Genomic DNA, 17,537 nt, shown 5'->3' with positions numbered 1-17,537 from the left:
ATGAATCCCGAGTGCATCCTCGAGCGACGCGTACGCCGATGTCCGGTCGGATCAGCCGCGGTCGACGTCGCGCGAACGGCTCAGCGCGCGGTCCATCGCCCTCAGCGTCCGGAAGCCGGCCCGCTCGGCCACGGCCGCGCGAGCCGAGGGCGAGAGCGACGGGCTCGCGGCGAGCAGCGACGCGGCGAGGTGCACGCGCCGCTCGCGGAGGGTCGCGGCCACGGTCGTGCCCCGGCGGTGGAAGGCGCGGTCCAGCGTCGCCCGCGAGACGCGGAGCCGCATCGCGAGAACGCCGGCGGTGAAGTCCGCGTCACCCGCCTCCGCATCGATGACGGCGATCGCGCGGAGGAGGACGCCCTCGAGTCCGTCCTCCGGACGGGCGGGCGGCAGGCTCTGCTTGATCAGGGCCGACGCGGTCGCCTCGAGCGCCCGGCGCAGCTCGCTGAAGCCGGGATCGCCCGCCGCGAGGTCCGCGTTGAGGGTCGCGTTGACGAGGGAGACGAAGGCGCCGCTGTAGCTGTCGGCGGCGAGCAGGGTGCAGGACGGCCCGTCGGACTGTGCGCTCGTGAGGCCGAGCCTGCCCCAGGACGTCCTCAGCGCCAGCCAGGCGGAGTCCTCCTCCGCCCGGAACCGAGCGGAGTCGTCGCGTTGGAGGAGGGCGAGCCCGCCGGGCCGCAGACGAGCGGCCTCGAGAGGGCCGTCGACGACGATCTCGCCGGCGACCGGGACGATGAGGTCGACCTCGGCCCGGTCGGGGGCGGGGAGGGGCGGGTCGGTCCGGAGCGTGCCGGGTGTGTGCCAGAGGCGGCTCAGCCGGAAGCCGTCGACGGCGAGCACGTCCCCGGCGAGGTGCAGGGGCGGAGCTCCGTCGCTCGCCCAGCCGAGGCTCCTCAGCCACGCCTCCACGCGGGGACCGCTCAGCTGCAGCGTCTCGACGAGACCGCGCGGGGCGGCCGGCTGCTCGGAAGCGGTCACCGGGCTCCTTCGCAGCGGGGACGGGGTGCGCGGGCGGTGACCACGTTAGGCCGGGGGAGGGGCGCCGAGACGGGGTGGCGCGTTCCTCCTCGGACGAGGCGCCCGTCCTCGGCGGGAGGGCGGAGGCGGCCCTCCTCGCCCGCGGTCCGGCAGGACGCGGGCGGAGAGGGCCGCCGGGCGCGGATCAGCGGCAGTCGGTTCTCGCCTTGATCCAGTGGGGGTTCAGCGCGCCGTCTCCCTGGGCGGTGATCCCGGCCGCATCGGGGCCGGTGCTGGCACCGGAGCCGATCTTGGTCCACGTGTTCTGCGCCGTGCTGTAGTACCAGATGTCGCCGTTCGCCTTCACGGAGACGTTCCCATCCGCTCCCTGACCGTAGGTGCGGACGAACCCGGAGTTCTCCGGAACGGTCGCGAGCCGGGTGCCGTACTGCAGGACCCCGTCCTTGATCCAGTGGATCTCGAACGTCCCGCCCGGCCGCTGGGTCAGTCCGGCGGCGCTCGGCTCGGTGCTGGCTCCGGTGCCGACGAGGTCCCACACGTTGCCCTGCGGGGTGTACCGCCAGATGTCGCCGTTCGACTTCACGGCGATCGTGCCGCGGGTGCCGAGGCCGTAGACGCGGACGAATCCGGAGTTGGTCGGCACGGTGGCCGCTGCGGTGCCGTACTGCAGGACTCCGTTCTTGATCCAGTGGACGTTCAGGGTCCCGGCCGGGTTCGCGGAGATGCCGGCCGCGCTCGGCTCGGTGCTGGCGCCGGTGCCCAGAAGGGTCCACTCGTCGGTCTGGCGGTTGTACCGCCAGACGTCGCCGTTCGACTTGATGGAGACGTTCCCGTCCGCGCCCTGACCGTAGGTGCGGACGAATCCGGAGTTGCTCGGAACGGTCGCGAGCGCCTTGCCGTACTGGAGGACTCCGTCCTTGATCCAGTGCGCGTTGTAGGTTCCGTCCGGCTGCTGCGTGAGCCCGGATGTGCTGGGCTCCGTGGAGGCGCCCGTGCCGAGCTTCTGCCAGCCGTCCGACCGCCGGTACTGCCAGATGTCGCCGTTCGCCTTGACGGAGACGTTGCCGTTCACACCCTGCGAGGAGGTGTGGATGAATCCGGAGTTCTCGGGAACAGTGGCGAGGCCCGTGCTGTACTGCAGGTCGCCGGTCTGGCGGACCGGGAACGGGGCGTTCGTCTTCGCCGAGCCGCCGAAGGCGAGGGCCGAGCCGGTCGAGGGGCCCGCGATGACGCCGCCGACCGGGATGGTGGCGACTCCGTTCGCGTCGGTCACGAAGGTGTCGGTCCCGCTCCCTCCGAAGCGGAAGCCGGGCGGGGTGTTCACCCGCACGGGGACGTTCGCGACGGTGCCGCCGGTGAGGGTCAGCGTGATCGGCGCCGTGTTGGGCATGCACGCGATCATGGTCGGGATGGAGCTGAACACGAGGGTCTGCGTGGCAGAGGCGGCGGCGGCCGGGGTGGCCGTCGCTGCGGCGATCACGGGCAGGGACCAGGTGGCGCCGGCGACGACGGTGCGTCGCCTCAGCGGACCCTGCTCAGCGGGAGAGTTGTCGGAAGTCACAGTGAAGCTCCTCGGTCTGTCTTCTCGCCGGCGGCCTGCTCGGAGGACGGTCGTCGTCCGCTCGGGCGCTTCGGCGGGTACGACGGGCGCCGTACCGCTGGGGAGTCTTCCCGCGGGCGGGCGGTCGGCCCAAGCGCTCGGGGGCAGGTGAGGAGGAAGTGGCGCCGCCGTGAGGAGGGAGTGGTGGGCTCCGGCGCCGTCCCGAGTCGCGATCGCCCTCCTGACCCGGTGATCCCCTCGGTCGCACGCTGCCGCCGGGGCGCCGCCGGCGCGGTGAGCGGGAGCGTCGCCGTCCGCTGTGACCGGTCCTGTGACAAACGGAGCACGCGCGGGCTGCGAATCACTCCTGTGGTGAGGCGTCAGCGTGCCCGCGAGGAGGGGGCGCCCGATGAGGTCGAGATCGGCCGAGATGTACCGGCGGATGGCCGAGCACTGGAACGGCGTGGAGGCCCGTTCTGGACTGCGGGTCGAGGCGACGGGCTCGCTCGGCTTCGAGATCGCCAGACTGTGGATCCCCGGTGGCTGCGTTCTCGAGCAGAAGCCGCAGTCGCGCTGCCCGCCGGGCGCGCATCTGCTGCTGGTCGTCGAGGGCGGAGGACGCATCCGACAGGACGGACGGATGCTCGAGTGCGGCAGTGGTGATCTGGTGGTCATCGACGCGGAGCCGCGGACCGGGGCGCGCTTCCCCCGCTCGACCGTGATCTACGCCTGGGTGCTCGGCGAGCGGGCGCTGGAGCAGCGCTGGATCACGGAGCGCTTCGGCGAGGTCCTGCCCGTCGCCGGCTGCTTCCTGGCCCCGGCGCGGGCGCTGATGAACGGTCTCCTCGACGGCGACCCCGCTCTGGCGGAGCAGCCCGCCGTCGCCCGGGCGGGCGAGGCCTTCCTGAAGGAGCTGGTCGAGGGCTCCGCACCGCGCAGGCGTCCCCGCGCCGAGGACGTCTACGGGGAGGCCATGGCCCTGATCGAGGAGCGCCACCGCGATCCCGCCTTCACCGCCGCCCGGCTCGCCCGCGAGCTCCTGGTGTCGGAGCTGACGCTGGCTCGCGCGTTCTCCTTCCTCGGGCGGACGGCCGACGACGAGCTCGAGCGGCGCCGGGCGGGCACCCTCCTGCTCCTGATCGGCGGGCGGTCCCTGGCGACGGCCGACTTCGCGCGCTCGGCCGAGGAGGCGGGCTTCGCCTCCGAGGGGAGCGCTCGCCGCGCGCTGTGGCGGCTCTCCCAGCGCCGCTGACCGCGACGGTCCCCGTGGCCGTCCTCCCGGTCCGGCGACGGCGTGCGGCCGGATTCCGAGCGCGAGGCGCGGAGGCCTGGGAGATCCGTGCGAACGTCCGGCGGTGATCGACAGATGAGGGATTCTGTTCGTTCGACGCGGAGGAGGCGGGAGATGGGGGCCGCAGAGGAGCGGATGCAGGCGTTCGCTCGCGCAGGGGACGAGCGCGGGACGGGCGCTCCCGGTCTGCGGATGGACGCAGCGGACGGACCGGGACTCGCGCTGACGCGGGTGTGGGGGCCGAACGGGATCAGGGTCGCCCTCTCGCCGTCGGTCGACAGGGCGGACAGGCCGGTGGGCGTTCACATCTCCCTGATCGTCGAGGGCGGGGGCGAGGTCGTCCTCGACGAGGGCGTGCTCGAGGCGACGCCGAACAGCGTCCTGCTCCTCGACGCCAGGGTCCCGGTGCGCATCGACTACCGGCGGCCCACCCTCTCGTACACCTGGAGCTTCGACGCCGCCGTGCTCGAGCACCGGTGGGTCCGCGAGCGGATCAACGAGGTCGTGCCGGTGCGCGAGTCGGTCTGGACGCCTGCCCGTGCCCTCGCCAACAGTCTGATCGAGGGCGATCCGGCCGTGCTCGGGGCCGCCGGCGTGAGGCGGGCGAGCGAACTGCTGCTGGAGGGGATCGTCGAGCACAGCGCTCCGCGGGTCCGGACCCGGAGCGCCGACCAGGTCTACGCGGAGGCGATCCCGGTGATCGAGGCGCGCCACCGCGACCCGGCGTTCTCCGCCGCGGTGCTCGCCCGGGAGCTGCTCGTCTGCCCCCGCATGCTCGCGCAGGCTTTCGCGTTCCTCGGCCGCACGCCGGCGGAGGAGATCGAGACGCGCCGGGCGGGCACCCTCCGGCGCCGGATCGGCCTGCGGCGGCGGGGCCCTGCCGACTTCGCCCGCCTCGCCGAGGAATGCGGCTACGCCACCCGCGAGCAGGCCGCGCTGACGCTCAGCCGCTCCGCCTCCTGAGGCCGGCGGAGCGCCCCGGACACGACGGCGCCCCCTCGTCCGCGGAGGGACGAGGGGGCGCCGGGGGAGATCGGGCGGGAGCCCGGTCAGGTCTTGCTGCGGGCCATGACGGCGCGCTGGAGGAGGACGAAGACCAGGAGGATGCCTCCGGTGATGATCGTGGTCGCCTCCGGCGGGATGCCGCCGTCGCGGGTGATCAGGACGTTCATCAGTCCGAGCACCAGGGCGCCGACCACCGAGCCGAGCACGAACCCGACGCCGCCGGTGAGCAGCGTGCCGCCGATGACGGTCGCCGCGATGGCGTCGAGCTCCCAGCCGGTGCCGGTGATGTTCTGCGCGCTGCCGAGGCGGGCGGTGTAGACCACACCGGCGAGACCGGCGAGCGTGCCGCTGATGATGTAGATGAACAGCTTGGTCCGCACAACCGGGAGGCCCATCAGGGCCGCCGACTGCTCGGAGCCGCCCATCGCGTAGACCGTGCGGCCCAGGCGGGTGCGGTGCAGCACGAAGAACGCGCCGGCCACGACGAGGATTGCGATGATCACGCCGGGGCTGATGACGAAGTCGTTGACCTTCGGGCCGTCGATCAGCTTGATCGGCGTGGCCAGGCTCAGCACGGCCGAGTCCTCGGGGAGGCGCTCCGGGACGGTGCTCAGCATGGAGGCGAGACCGCGGGCCAGGAACATCATCGCGAGCGTCGCGATGAACGGCTGCACGTTGAAGTACTGGATCAGGACGCCGGAGATCACGCCGAACAGGGCGCCGATCACGACCATCAGGACCATCACGAGCCAGGGGTTCCAGCCGGCGTTGATCAGGAGCACGCCGCTCACGCTGCTGAACGCGATCACCGCGCCGACCGAGAGGTCGATGCCGCCGGTGAGGATCACGAAGGTGAGGCCCACGGCGAGGATGATCAGGTGCGCGTTGTTGACCAGCAGGTTCGAGATCGTGCTCGCCTGAAGGATCCGGCCGTAGGCGGCCTCGCCGTAGACGATCATCCCGAAGAAGATGATCAGCGCGGCCAGGGTGGGCAGCTTGTCCAGGTGCTGGCTCAGCCAGCCGCGCGCCCCGGAGGTGCGCTTGGTGCTCGCCGGAGGGGCGGAGCGGGTCATCACGGCACTCATGCGGGGATCGCCTCTTTCTGCGGGACGCTGCGGCGCGCCTCGCGACGGGACTTGAAGGCGGAGCGGACGCGCTCGGACTGCAGGAGGCAGAGCGCGACGATGACGATCGCCTTGAAGGCGGGCGTCGCGGAGGACGAGACTCCGAGGAACACGACGGTCTTGTCGAGGGTGGCGATCAGGATCGCGCCCACGGCGGCACCGGTGATGTTGAACTTGCCGCCGGCGAGCGAGGTGCCGCCGATGACGACCGCGAGGATCGCGTCGAGCTCGAGCTGGTAGCCGGTGCGCGAGACGTCGACCGTCATCACGCTCGCCGTGGCGAACACGCCCGCGACTCCGGCGAGGATGCCGCTGCCGATGTAGGCGGTCATCAGCAGGCCCCGGCGGTTGATGCCCGCGAGGCGGGCCGCCTTCGGGTCCATGCCGATGGCCTCGATCATCAGGCCGAGCGCGCTGCGGCGCACCAGGACTCCGACGACCACGACGATGGCGATGGCGAGGAGGAACACGACCGGGAGCCCGAAGACGTACCCGTTCGCGAGCCAGCGGAAGGGCTCGTTGGTGGCGGCGGTGTTCTGGCCGCCGGTGATGACCTTCGCCAGGCCGCGGCCCGCGAGCATCACGACGAGCGTGCTGATGAAGGGCTGGAGGCCCACCACCGAGACGAGGATGCCGTTCACGGCTCCGAGCACGGCGGCCACCAGGAGGGCGACCGCGAAGGCTCCCGCTGCGGCGCCGAGCGAGTCGGGCGCTCCCGCGGAGTTGAGGAACTCCATCGAGACGGCGCCGGCGACGACCATGATCGAGCCGACCGAGAGGTCGATGCCCCCGGTCGCGACGACCAGGCACATGCCGACGGCGATCATCAGGATCGGAGCGGCGGCGCGGGCGATGTCGATGACGTTGCCGACGAGGTAGCCGGTGGTGGGGCTGACCGAGACGGCCAGGTAGCCCGGGTCCTTGACGACGTTGACGAGGAGGAGCAGGGCGATCGCCACGACTCCCCAGAAGTACTGGCGGCGGATGATCCCGCCGAGGACTGATCCCCGGGCGGGTCGGGTGTCGCTGCTCATGATGCGGCCTCCTGCGTGGCGCTCTCGAGGACGACGACGTCCTCGTCGACGACTCCCTCTGCGGCGATGGTAGTGACGATCGACTCCGCAGTGACAGCGGGACCGTTGAGGATCTCCGCGATCACGCGGTGGTCCTTCAGGACGATGATGCGGTCGCTGAGACGGACGACCTCGTCGAGCTCGGACGAGATGAAGACCACGGCGACGCCCTCGCCGGCGAGGGCGACGACCTTCTCCTGGATCTCGGCCTTCGCTCCGACGTCGATGCCGCGAGTCGGCTCGTCGAGGATGAGGATCTCGGGGGCGGTGGCGAGCCAGCGGCCGAGGAGGACCTTCTGCTGGTTGCCGCCGGAGAGCTTGCTGATCGGGCGGTCGGGGTCGGCCGGGCGCACGTTGAGCTCGACGAGGTACTTGCCGACGATCTCGTCCTTCTCCTTCTTGGAGAGGGGGCGGGCCCAGCCGCGCTTGGCCTGCACGCCGAGGATGAGGTTCTCGCGGACCGAGAGGTCGCGGATGATGCCCTCGTCGCGGCGGTTCTCGCTCGAGAACGCGATCTTGTGGGCGAGACCGGCGGTCGGCGTCGGGACGTCGATCTTCTTGCCGTGCATCGTGATCTCGCCGGTGTCGGGCTTGTCGACGCCGTAGATCAGGCGCGCGAGCTCGGTGCGGCCGGAGCCGAGGAGCCCGGCGAAGCCGACGACCTCGCCGCGGTGCAGCGTCAGGTCGGTGCTCTCGATGGAGCCCTTCTTGCCGATGCCCTTCGCGGTGTAGAGCGGGGCGTCGCGGTAGAGGTGGTCCTGGCTCTCGCGCTCGGAGTCGAGGGAGCGCAGCGCCGCGATGTCCTTGCCGATCATCTTCGAGATCAGCGAGGTGCGGTCGAGCTCGTGGGTCAGGTACTCGCCGACGAAGGTGCCGTTGCGCAGCACCGTCAGGCGGTCGCTGATCGCGTAGACCTGGTCGAGGAAGTGCGAGACGAAGAGGATCGCGACGCCCTCCGCACGGAGGCGGCGGATGACGACGAAGAGGTTCTCGACCTCGTTCGCGTCCAGGCTCGAGGTCGGCTCGTCGAGGATGAGCACCTTGGAGTCGCTCACCGTCGAGCGGCTGATCGCGACCAGCTGCTGCATCGCGATCGAGAGCGAGGCGAGCGACTGGCGAGTGTTGAGGTGGCCGAGGCCGAGCTTCTCGAGCGCGACCTTCGCGGCCTGGTGCGTGGCCTTCCAGTTGATGCCGAAGGGTCCGCGGACCTCGTAGCCGAGCATCACGTTCTCTCCGATGGAGAGGTTCGTGACCAGGTTGACCTCCTGGTACACGGTGGAGATGCCCGCGGCCTGCGAGTCGGCGGTGCCGGTCAGGCGACGGGTCTCCCCGTCGATCACGATGTCTCCGCTGTCGATGCGGTAGACGCCGGTGAGGGCCTTGATGAGCGTGGACTTGCCGGCGCCGTTCTCACCCATGAGGGTGTGGACCTCGCCCGGGAACAGGCGGAAGTCGACGCCGTCGAGGGCTTTCACGCCGGGGAAGCTGATCGAGATGTTCTTCATCTCGACGATCGGAGGCGAACCTGTCATGTCGCGTCGTTCCGTTCTCGAGCGGGGCGCAGCCGAACAGGTGCGCCGAAGGGTCGGAGCGACCGGGGCCGGCGGAGAGCCGGCCCCGGTCGCTCCGGGGGAGTGGTGCCGCGTCGAGGACGACGCCGGGCGACCGGTGGTGCTGAGCGACTAGAACTTGCGGTCGGGCAGCGCGGTGGTGGCGGCCTCGGGCGAGTCGAAGGTCTCGCTCGGGACGACGATCGAGGACTCGACCGTCTCGCCGGCCAGGGTCTTCTCGACCGCGTCGAGGGCGGTCTCGCCGAACAGCGGGTTGTACTCGGCGACGAAGCTCAGCTCGCCGTCGGCCAGCGCCTGCAGGGCGTTCTTGGTGCCGTCGATCGTGGCGATCTTGACGTCGGTGCCGGGGGTGAGGCCGGCCTCCTGGACGGCCTGGACGGCGCCGAGGCCCATCTCGTCGTTCTGTGCGAAGACCAGCTGGACGTCGTTGTTGTTCGACTTCAGGACGGTCTCGAAGACGCTCTTGGCCTCTTCGGTGGACCAGTTCGCGGTCTGCGCGCCGATCTTGGTGAACTTCGAGTCGGCGCCGATGACCTCGTCCCAGCCCTCGTTGCGCTCGTTGACGACCGAGACGCCCGCGGGGCCCTCGAGCGTGAAGTACTTCGCGCCGCTCGGGAAGGTGGTCTTGGCCCAGTCGGCGACCGAGGTGCTGACCGCGATGTTGTCCGGCGCGATGCGGGTCACGTAGAGGTCGGTGTTGTCCGGCTCGATGCCGCGGTCGATCAGGATGACCGGGATCTCGGCCTCCTGGGCGCGCTCGAGCGAGTCCTCCCAGCCGGAGCCCTCCGTGGCGGAGAGCAGGATGATGTCGACGCCCTCGTCCACGAAGGAGGTGAAGGAGTCGATCTGCGACTTCTGGTCTCCGTTGGTGGCGGGTGCGTACTTCAGGTCGAAGCCGGCGTCCTTGGTGAACGTGTCCTCGATGTTGGTCTCGTTCGCCTGGCGCCACGCGCCCTCGGGGCCGACGGCCACGAAGCCGACGGTGGTGAGGTCACCGCTCGAGCCGGAGCCCGAATCGGTGCCGGAACCGCCCGAGCAGCCCGCGAGTCCGAACGCGAGTGCGCCGACTGCTGCGAAACCCAGGAACTGGCCGATACGCCTCGTCTTGGACATAGATCTCCTCCTTGAGATCGCGGGCACGAAGAGAGTGCCCGAGATGGTGGACCCCGAAGGGCCTCGAATGCGGGCCTAGCGGCCCGAGGTGCGGTGAGTGCAGGATGTGCAGTGGGCGCCGGCCGAAGCAGCGCCACGTCGAAATGTTACCGTGAACAATTCTTGTGACGCAACAGCACGGCGGTGCGCTTCGGTAACGATCCGGTCGCGGGGCCCGCAGGGCCCGATGGCAACCCTCTGCCCGGTGGTCGGGCCCGGGAGTAGCTTTCCTGGCCATGATGCTCCCTCGATCGCGCTCCGTCCCCGCGACGGCCGCGACGGCGGCCCTCGTGCTCGCGCTCTGCGGATGCTCCGCGGACGGCACGGCGGCCCGCCGCGCGGCCGACGCCTTCCTCTCCGCGGTCGCCGGCGGCGACGGCCGGGCGGCGTGCGCGCTGCTCACCGACTCCGCCCGCGAGGCCGTGCAGGACCGGGAGGGCGACTGCCCCGCCGACGTGCTGGAGCTCGGGATCGCGGGAGACGGAGCCGGGGACGCCGAGGTCTACGGCCGGGCGGCGATCGTGCGCTCCGGCAGCACCGCGGTGTTCCTCACTCCGGGCGACGACGGCTGGCTGGTGAGGGCGGCCGGCTGCACGCCGGTGGCGGACGCGCCCTTCGAGTGCGTCCTGGACGGGAGCTGACGTGCGCACCGCCTCCGCCCTCTACTACGCCGTGATCGTGCTCGGCCTGATCGGGTTCTTCGCCGTCGGGATCCTGGGGAGATGAGCCGGATGCGCCGCTTCCTGCGCGAGAACGGGCTCTCGCTGTTCTTCCTCGCGATCTTCCTGCTCGCTCTCGCCGGGCAGTCGTTCGCCGGGCTCGCCGCCTACAACGACACCCAGACAGCGGAGGGGCTGCGGGAGGTCGGCTACTGGCGCTTCGTCACCTCCTCCGACTTCGCGATCGACGTCGCCGAGAACTGGCAGTCGGAGTACCTCCAGTTCTTCCTCTACATCGGCGCGACCGTCTGGCTCGTGCAGCACGGCTCGCCCGAGTCGAAGCGGGTGGGCGAGGAGGGCCTCGAGACCGACGAGCAGCAGAAGGCGGGGGCGTCCGCGGAGGACGACTCGCCGCCCTCGGCGTCCGCCGGCGGCCTGCGGCAGGCGCTGTTCTCGCACTCGCTGCTGCTGGTGATGGGGGCGGTGTTCCTGCTGTCCTGGGCGGCGCAGTCGGTGACGGGCGTCGTGGCCTACAACGAGGAGCAGCTGACGAGCCTGGAGGCGCCCGTCGACTGGCTCGGCTACGTCTCCTCCGCCGACTTCTGGAACCGGACGCTCCAGAACTGGCAGTCGGAGTTCCTCGCGGTGGGCAGCATGGCGGCGCTCGCCGTGTTCCTGCGCGAGCGCGGGTCGAGCGAGTCGAAGAAGGTGGGCGATCCGCACGGACGGACGGGGATCTGAGTGGTCAAGGTGCGTCGGATCGGACGCGGATCTCGTCGCCCTCGAGGGCGAACCGCAGGGACGTGCCGATCGGGAACCGCTCGCGCAGGGCCTCCGGCGCCGCCGACGTCACGGTGAACTGCGCGACCGCGGGGAACGCTCCGGCCGTGCAGCCCTGGAAGAACAGGCCGTCCTGCGGCTCGGCGGTCCGCACGATGGAGAGGCACGAGCCGGCGCTCGAGGAGCGGCGCTGCCGGACGACGGTGAGCCCCGTGTCGGCGGGCAGGCTCTGCCGCACGACGGTGAGCCCGCCGAAGTCCTCGGTGGTGACCGATCCGTCGAACCCCAGTCCCTCCCAGCCGGGGAGGTCGGTGCCGTTCGACAGCGGCAGCACGGCGACCTCGCGGCCGGGCTGTCCGTCCTCGGCGGTGGCGAGGAGGGTGGCCCCCGCGGCGACGGCGGCCGTCGCGGCCAGCGCGGCGAGGAGGAGGAGGCCGCGCCGACGGGAGCGGCGGGGCGGGACGTGGCCGAGGGGGTCGGACTCCTCGTCGGCGGAGGCGTCCGCGGAAGGTGCCGCGTCCTCCGGCGCCGCGTCCCCGGAGACCGCGGGAACCACCGCGCCCGGCAGTGCGGTGCCGAGGGCGGGACGGACGCGGGCCTCGAGCGCGGAGAGCCGGGCGAGCGCGCCGGGGTCCCGCTCGATGTCGGAGCCTCGGCCGTAGGCGCGCCGCTGCAGCTCCGCGAGCTCGTTCGGTCGCTGATCGTCCACCCCCGGATCCTCGCAGGCCCGGCGCCCGAGCGGGACCCGCCGGCGCGCCGAGGTCCTGGCGGTCGAGCAGCCCGGACGGCTCATCGAGACCCGGTGGACGGTGCGGCCGCTCGGCCGGCGGGGGAGGTCAGTCGTCGTCGTCGTCGAGGTCGTCGTCGCGGTCGGCGGCGATCATCTCGACGATCGTGTCGACGGTGAGCCAGGGGCCGTTGCTGACCTCGCCGATCTTCTCGCGGTCCTTGAAGACGACGATGCGGTCGCTGAGGCGCACCACCTCCTCCAGCTCGGACGAGATGTAGACGACGGTCACCCCCTCCTTCGCGAGCTGCGCGATGTGCGCCTGGATCTCGACCTTCGACGCCACGTCGATCCCGCGCGCCGGCTCGTCGAGCACGAGCAGCCGCGGACGGGTCGCGAGCCACCGCGCGAGGACCACCTTCTGCTGGTTGCCTCCGGAGAGGTACTTCACCGGGATGTCCGGGTCGGCCGGCGAGATGTTCAGCGCCTCGACGTAGGTGCGCACCAGGGTGTCGGTCTCGGCGGCCGACAGCGGGTGCGCCCAGCCGCGCAGAGCCTGCAGGCCCAGCACGAGGTTCTCGCGGAGGGAGAGGTCGCCGATGATCCCGTCCTCGCGGCGGTTCTCGCTCGAGTGGGCGATGCGGTGGCGCAGGCCCGACACCGGGTCGGAGATGTGGGCGGGCTCGCCGTCGATCAGCACCTCGCCGGTGTCCGGCTTCTCGACTCCGCTCACGAGCGACGCCAGCTCGGTGCGCCCCGAGCCGCGCAGGCCCGCGAAGCCCACGATCTCGCCGCGGTGCAGCTCCAGATCGGTCGGGCCCACGGCGCCGCGGCGGCCGATCCCGTGCGCGCGGTAGATCGCCGGGCCGACCGGCTGGCGGCGGTGCTCGCGGCGGTCGGAGCCGATCTGCCGCAGCGCATCGATGTCCTTGCCGATCATCTTCGCGATCAGCTCGGCGCGGTCCATGGTGTGCGCCGGGTACTCGCCGACGGTGCCGCCGTCGCGGAGCACCGTCAGCCGGTCGCTGAGGGTGAGGACCTGCTCGAGGAAGTGCGAGACGAACAGGATCGCGACGCCCTGGTCGCGCAGCCTCCGCAGCACCGTGAAGAGGCGGGCCACGTCGCTGAGGTCGAGGCTGGAGGTGGGCTCGTCGAGCACGAGCACGCGCGGACGGTCGACCATCGCGCGGCTGATCGCGACAAGCTGGCGGATCGCCGGCGAGAGCGAGCGCAGCGGCAGGTGCGGGTCGAGGTCCTCCAGGCCCAGCTCGGCGAGCATCTCGGCCGCGCGGTGGTGGGTGCGCGACCAGGAGATGCCGAAGCGGCCGCGGACCTCGTGTCCGAGCATCACGTTCTCGCCGATGCTGAGGTTGTCGGTGAGGCGCTCGTCCTGGAACACGGCCGTGATGCCCGCTGCCTTCGCCTCCGCCGGGCCGCTGAAGCGCCGGGCGACGCCGTCGACGAGGATCTCGCCCGCGTCGGGCTGGTGGATGCCGGTGAGCGTCTTGATCAGCGTGGACTTGCCCGCGCCGTTCTCGCCCATCAGCCCGTGGATCTCGCCCGGCACCAGCCGCAGGTTCCCGTCCGTCAGAGCGGGTCCGGAGGCGAAGGAGACGCGGATGCCGGTCATCTCGACGACGGGTGCCGCGGAGCTCCGGGTCGTCCTCGATGAGATCGCCACGTGCCGTCCTCGGTTCGTGTGCGGCGCGCCGTCAGGGTCCGGCGAGCCAGGGGCTGCCGCCGATGATACGCGAGCGCATGCGGCGGGACGGGAACAGGAGGGTCACGATCGGGGAGCGGCCGTGGAGGAGCGGATCACCAGCTCCGTGGGGATCCGGGTGCGCTGCGGGATCTCCTGGCCGCGGATCCTCGCGTGGATCACCTCGGCGACCGTCGTCCCGAGCTTGTCGAAGTCCTGGCGGACCGTCGTCAGCGGCGGGAGGAAGTGGCGGGCGGTGGGCAGGTCGTCGAAGCCGACGATGCTCATGTCCTCGGGCACGCGGATCCCGCGCTCGACGAGGCCGTGGATCACTCCGAGCGCCATCTCGTCGTTCGCGACGACCATCGCGGTGAAGTCGGGCACCGACTGCAGGCTCGCGGCGAAGTCGTACCCGGAGTCCGGGGTCCAGTCGCCGATGACGATGGGGCGCTCGTGCATCCCCCACGACTTCGCGCGGCTGTGGAAGGCGCGCTCGCGGGCGCGCGCGTCGAGCCAGTCGAGGGGGCCGGAGAGGTGCAGCACGTCGCGGTGGCCGAGGTTGCCCAGGTGGTCGACGGCCTGGAACATGCCGGCCTGCTGGTCGACCGAGACGGTGAGGAAGCTCGGATCCTTGTCGCTCTTCACCACGAGCGTCGGCACGCCGATCTCGACGGTGCGGAGGGTCGCCACGGAGGAGGAGCGCGGCGCGATCACGCAGAGCGCGTCGATCCCGAGGCCCATCAGGTGGGCGATCGCGTCGGTGGGGGTCATCTCGAGGTCCGGCCGCAGCGCGACGGAGGTGATCGAGTACCCCTTCTCGCGGGCGGCGCGCTCGATCGCGCGGAGGGTGCTCGACGGCCCGTACTCGGCGCCGCTCTCGATCATCACGCCGATGCGGTCGGTGCGCTGCGTGACGAGGGAGCGGGCGGCGATGTTCGGCCGGTAGTTGAGCTCGTCGACCGCCTCGAGGACCTTCTGGCGGGTCGACTCCTTGATGTTGGGGTGCCCGCTGAGCACGCGCGACACGGTCATGTGCGAGACGCCCGCGACCGCCGCGACATGGCGGAGGTTCGGCCGATCGGCCATGAGAGGACCTCCTCCGCTCCCCGGGCGGGTGAGCCGCGCCACCCCGACGCGGACGAGGCTCAGAGGGCTCGGCTGCCGGGGGTGGCACCAGCATAGTCAGGCGGGGCCGACCTCCCGGTGGGCGCCTCCTGAGCGGGCGGGCATCGTCCGTTCCGCTGCCGGATCCGCCGTGGCGCGGGGCGGGCGGGACCGTCCCGGTCGCGTCGCTCTCACTGCGGTCCTCGATGATCGAGGGGGCTCCGGGGCGTCGTGAGCCCTCGCCAGAACACGTCGTGCAGGGAATGCTCGGCGACGAGCTCCGGAAGGATCGGGGCCGCGTCCGCTCCTCGTAGGAGGATGTCGTCCAACGAAGCGATGACGTCCACGACCGAGCGCGGAGTGAACTGCCCGGCGAGACGTTTCGCCTTCGCGCGGACGTTGTTGGGCGTGGGGCCCGCATCGATCACGGAGTGGTTCCAGAGCCGGCTGTGGTGAGCGCACCGGTTGCGCAGGTAGACGAGTGCGCGGACCCGGTAGGCGAAACCGGCTCGGGCGACTCCCAGACCGGACGCGACGTCCCCCGCAAGCGATCCTCGTGCCCCTCGCTCGATGCATCTCGACAGAGTTCCGAAGGACCAGGCCTCGACGGCCGACCACACCGGTAGCTCGCCGAAGGCGGCCGCGCCCCTGCCGCCGGGGAGCTCCGTGAAGCGGAGGACATGCCGTTCCCTGCTGCGCTCGATGTCGCGGAGGCACGAATCGACTGTCGACTCCGCGTTCGGAGACTCGGAGTAGAAGCTCTTCTCGAGAGAGCACTCGTACGGGCCGTGCTCACGAGCGATGACATGAGCCGTACGGCTGCGGAGAAGGATCTCGGCACGGGCCAGTCGAGCACGCAGGCTCTGCCGCAGAGCTTCATCTGCGTCGCAGACCGCTCGGACGTCCTCGAACGAGACTCCGTCCGCGAACGAGTCGTCCCCGTCGTGCGGAGCCCGCTGGAAGTAGCGGGCGTACCCGGAGAAGCGGTAGTGGTTCTGCGCGGCCAGGTAGCTCGTGCAGGCCTCCCCGTCGGCGATGTCGAGCCCGCGGTCACGGAGGAGCTGGACCTGCTGCTTCCACGACAGGCTCGGTTTCCGTGCCATCGCAGTACCTCGGTGCCGACGAAAAAGGCCCCTCCCATGTGAGCATCGCGGAGAGGCTTGGGAGGGGGTCGATCGGATCGAATCTACCAGGCGTCCCTCAGCCGTGGTCCCTGCGGCGCCACTCGACCAGCAGGTGGCACGAGTGCTGATCGGACCATCGCCGCAGGACGGAGAGGGCCGACCGCTGCGGCGCCGAACGCTGCGGGTCTTCGAAGGCGCGGGGCGGGCGAGTACTCTCGGGAGCCTCATGGCACGCGACAACGAACCGACCGTCACCCTCACCGATCCGCTCGAGGAGCGCCTGCGCGCGCAGGTCGCCCGCGAGGGGGAGCGCAACGTCGCCCTGCGATCCGCGGCCCTGCTCACCGGCGGGTACGAGGGCGAGTCCTTCCTCCTCACCGTGGGCGGCGAGCACGCCGACGGGCTCCTCAAGGGAGCGCCCTCCCTCTACTGGCCCGAGCTCTGGGGCGCCCGCGCGCTCCTCTACGTCTGGGACGACGACGCCGCCGACGCGGTGACCGCCGGACTCGCGAACCCCTCCTGGCGCGTCCGCGAGATGTGCGCCCGCGTCTGCGCCGAGCGCGTGCTGGGCGGGCAGAAGAAGCTGTCCCGCCTGACCACCGATGAGCACCCCCGGGTCCGCGCGGCAGGAGCCCGCGCTCTCGTGGCGGCCGCTCTGGCGGGGATCTCCTCCGGTCGCGACGCGAAGGGCGAGTTCGCGGCGAGCGTCGAGGCCGTCCTGACGGGCATGCTCCGCGACCCGGACCGCGACGTCCGCCGCGCCGCGCAGCAGTCGGCCGACGCGCTGCGGGACGCCCGCTCGGCCTGAGCGGACCGCCCGCCGGCGGTCGAGGCGTCGCGAAGGGCCGCTTCCCGGCTCCGATGACGACCGTTCGTGACGCCTCGGAGCCCCGGGGGCTCAGCCGACCAGGTGCGTCGCGCGCTCGAAGGCGCGCTTCAGCTCGTCGCGCTTGCGGGGCTGGCTCATCGCCCTCTGGCCGGGGCTCCACGAGTTGATGACCGTCGGGCCGTCGACCAGGTACGGCTCGATGTTCTTCTTCCAGCCGCTGGTCGGCGCGGTCCCGGCGTTGACGACGACCCGCAGGTCGGGGAGCAGCGGCAGGAGCCGGCGCAGCTCCATCGCGCCCTGCCGCACCTCGTCCGCGTCGGGGGCGCCGTCGAGCTGCCACGGCACGATGTTCCAGACCAGGGTGCGGGCGTGCAGTCCGACCTCGTCGCGGAGGGTCCAGGTCGAGGCGGCGGTCGCGTCGTCGTTGTCGACCGAGACGAAGCCGGAGCCGTCGGGGGCGGTCGACATCGGTCCCGGGGCCTCCAGCACGATGAGCGCACGCGCCTCGACGCCGGCCTCGGCCGGGTCGAAGTCGGGCACCACGGCACCCGGATGCCTGCGCATGCGCCGGGCGAGGAGCTCCTCGCGGAACGCCCGGAGGGGCTGCACCGAGGGCTCGTCCTCGAGCAGGGCCCGGCGCTCGTCGAGGGCGGAGCGGTCGCGGAAGCCGTACGGCTCGGTCAGGAACACCCTCCGAGGCTAGTCGCGATCGGCGCCGCCGCGGGAGGCGGGCCTGCGGGCGCCCTCCTGGGTGACCCCGGCAGGGCCTGGCTCGCGCCGCCCCCGGCTCCTACGGTCTGACTGCAGTCGAGAATCTGGACCGGAGGGGGTCACCGTGTCGGACGAGCCGTCAGTGAGCATCGGGGTTCCGTACGTCGAAGGGG

The 17,537-nt window shown here is 71.7% G+C and carries 16 protein-coding genes; 5 read left to right on the top strand and 11 right to left on the bottom strand.

The window, feature by feature from the left end:
- Positions 1 to 51: 51 nt before the first annotated feature.
- Together C5C30_RS07260 and C5C30_RS07255 are read right to left on the bottom strand one after the other, a co-directional pair.
- Complete coding sequence (locus tag C5C30_RS07260) at positions 52 to 975, bottom strand: helix-turn-helix domain-containing protein (protein WP_104269276.1); 924 nt, start codon at positions 973 to 975, stop codon at positions 52 to 54.
- A 184-nt stretch (positions 976 to 1,159) separates the two neighbouring features.
- Positions 1,160 to 2,536: a hypothetical protein gene (locus tag C5C30_RS07255; RefSeq protein ID WP_104333441.1), complete on the bottom strand. Its 1,377-nt coding sequence runs from the start codon at positions 2,534 to 2,536 to the stop codon at positions 1,160 to 1,162.
- A gap of 388 nt (positions 2,537 to 2,924) precedes the next feature.
- On the opposite strand from C5C30_RS07255, the gene C5C30_RS07250 reads away from it, so the two are divergent.
- Together C5C30_RS07250 and C5C30_RS07245 are read left to right on the top strand one after the other, a co-directional pair.
- Positions 2,925 to 3,767, top strand: coding sequence for a hypothetical protein (locus tag C5C30_RS07250; protein ID WP_104269278.1), 843 nt, complete (start codon positions 2,925 to 2,927; stop codon positions 3,765 to 3,767).
- A 153-nt stretch (positions 3,768 to 3,920) separates the two neighbouring features.
- Complete coding sequence (locus C5C30_RS07245; RefSeq protein WP_104261072.1) at positions 3,921 to 4,769, top strand: hypothetical protein; 849 nt, start codon at positions 3,921 to 3,923, stop codon at positions 4,767 to 4,769.
- Positions 4,770 to 4,855: 86 nt separating this feature from the next.
- On the opposite strand, the gene C5C30_RS07240 is transcribed toward C5C30_RS07245, so the two are convergent.
- The 4 genes from C5C30_RS07240 to C5C30_RS07225 form a co-directional block, all read right to left on the bottom strand.
- Positions 4,856 to 5,896: a sugar ABC transporter permease gene (locus C5C30_RS07240; protein ID WP_104222391.1), complete on the bottom strand. Its 1,041-nt coding sequence runs from the start codon at positions 5,894 to 5,896 to the stop codon at positions 4,856 to 4,858.
- Complete coding sequence (locus tag C5C30_RS07235) at positions 5,893 to 6,969, bottom strand: ABC transporter permease (RefSeq protein WP_104227011.1); 1,077 nt, start codon at positions 6,967 to 6,969, stop codon at positions 5,893 to 5,895. Before C5C30_RS07235 ends, C5C30_RS07240 begins: the two co-directional genes overlap by 4 nt.
- Positions 6,966 to 8,540, bottom strand: coding sequence for a sugar ABC transporter ATP-binding protein (locus C5C30_RS07230; RefSeq protein ID WP_104222393.1), 1,575 nt, complete (start codon positions 8,538 to 8,540; stop codon positions 6,966 to 6,968). The genes C5C30_RS07235 and C5C30_RS07230 overlap by 4 nt, the downstream gene beginning before the upstream one ends.
- Positions 8,541 to 8,690: 150 nt before the next feature.
- Positions 8,691 to 9,692 (bottom strand): ABC transporter substrate-binding protein, encoded by a 1,002-nt coding sequence (locus C5C30_RS07225; protein ID WP_104222394.1) that lies wholly within the window; start codon positions 9,690 to 9,692, stop codon positions 8,691 to 8,693.
- Between the two features lie 275 nt (positions 9,693 to 9,967).
- Between C5C30_RS07225 and C5C30_RS07220 the strand changes: the two genes are divergently transcribed.
- Both C5C30_RS07220 and C5C30_RS07215 read left to right on the top strand, forming a co-directional pair.
- Positions 9,968 to 10,372 carry a hypothetical protein gene (locus C5C30_RS07220; RefSeq protein WP_104333440.1) on the top strand — a complete coding sequence of 135 codons (405 nt, stop codon included), beginning with the start codon at positions 9,968 to 9,970 and terminating at the stop codon, positions 10,370 to 10,372.
- A gap of 81 nt (positions 10,373 to 10,453) precedes the next feature.
- Positions 10,454 to 11,131 (top strand): DUF6766 family protein, encoded by a 678-nt coding sequence (locus C5C30_RS07215; RefSeq protein ID WP_104333439.1) that lies wholly within the window; start codon positions 10,454 to 10,456, stop codon positions 11,129 to 11,131.
- A gap of 4 nt (positions 11,132 to 11,135) precedes the next feature.
- Here the strand turns inward: C5C30_RS07215 and C5C30_RS07210 are convergent, their stop codons facing one another.
- The 4 genes from C5C30_RS07210 to C5C30_RS07195 form a co-directional block, all read right to left on the bottom strand.
- Positions 11,136 to 11,879, bottom strand: a complete 744-nt coding sequence (locus C5C30_RS07210) for a hypothetical protein (RefSeq protein WP_104333438.1) — start codon at positions 11,877 to 11,879, stop codon at positions 11,136 to 11,138.
- Positions 11,880 to 12,006: 127 nt separating this feature from the next.
- Positions 12,007 to 13,527 carry a sugar ABC transporter ATP-binding protein gene (locus tag C5C30_RS07205; RefSeq protein WP_104333452.1) on the bottom strand — a complete coding sequence of 507 codons (1,521 nt, stop codon included), beginning with the start codon at positions 13,525 to 13,527 and terminating at the stop codon, positions 12,007 to 12,009.
- A 153-nt stretch (positions 13,528 to 13,680) separates the two neighbouring features.
- Positions 13,681 to 14,682: a LacI family DNA-binding transcriptional regulator gene (locus C5C30_RS07200; protein WP_104222399.1), complete on the bottom strand. Its 1,002-nt coding sequence runs from the start codon at positions 14,680 to 14,682 to the stop codon at positions 13,681 to 13,683.
- Positions 14,683 to 14,891: 209 nt separating this feature from the next.
- The gene (locus tag C5C30_RS07195) at positions 14,892 to 15,803 is read right to left on the bottom strand and encodes an Abi family protein (RefSeq protein WP_104333437.1); all 912 of its coding nucleotides are present in this window, start codon (positions 15,801 to 15,803) and stop codon (positions 14,892 to 14,894) included.
- Positions 15,804 to 16,050: 247 nt separating this feature from the next.
- On the opposite strand from C5C30_RS07195, the gene C5C30_RS07190 reads away from it, so the two are divergent.
- Positions 16,051 to 16,632: a HEAT repeat domain-containing protein gene (locus tag C5C30_RS07190; RefSeq protein WP_258065834.1), complete on the top strand. Its 582-nt coding sequence runs from the start codon at positions 16,051 to 16,053 to the stop codon at positions 16,630 to 16,632.
- A 90-nt stretch (positions 16,633 to 16,722) separates the two neighbouring features.
- Here the strand turns inward: C5C30_RS07190 and C5C30_RS07185 are convergent, their stop codons facing one another.
- The gene (locus C5C30_RS07185) at positions 16,723 to 17,343 is read right to left on the bottom strand and encodes a uracil-DNA glycosylase (RefSeq protein ID WP_258065833.1); all 621 of its coding nucleotides are present in this window, start codon (positions 17,341 to 17,343) and stop codon (positions 16,723 to 16,725) included.
- Positions 17,344 to 17,537: the final 194 nt, after the last annotated feature.

The organism is Rathayibacter sp. AY2B5, from assembly GCF_002931645.1.
In the GTDB taxonomy this organism is placed as follows: domain Bacteria; phylum Actinomycetota; class Actinomycetes; order Actinomycetales; family Microbacteriaceae; genus Rathayibacter.
This window is presented reverse-complemented; position numbering and strand designations above follow the sequence as displayed.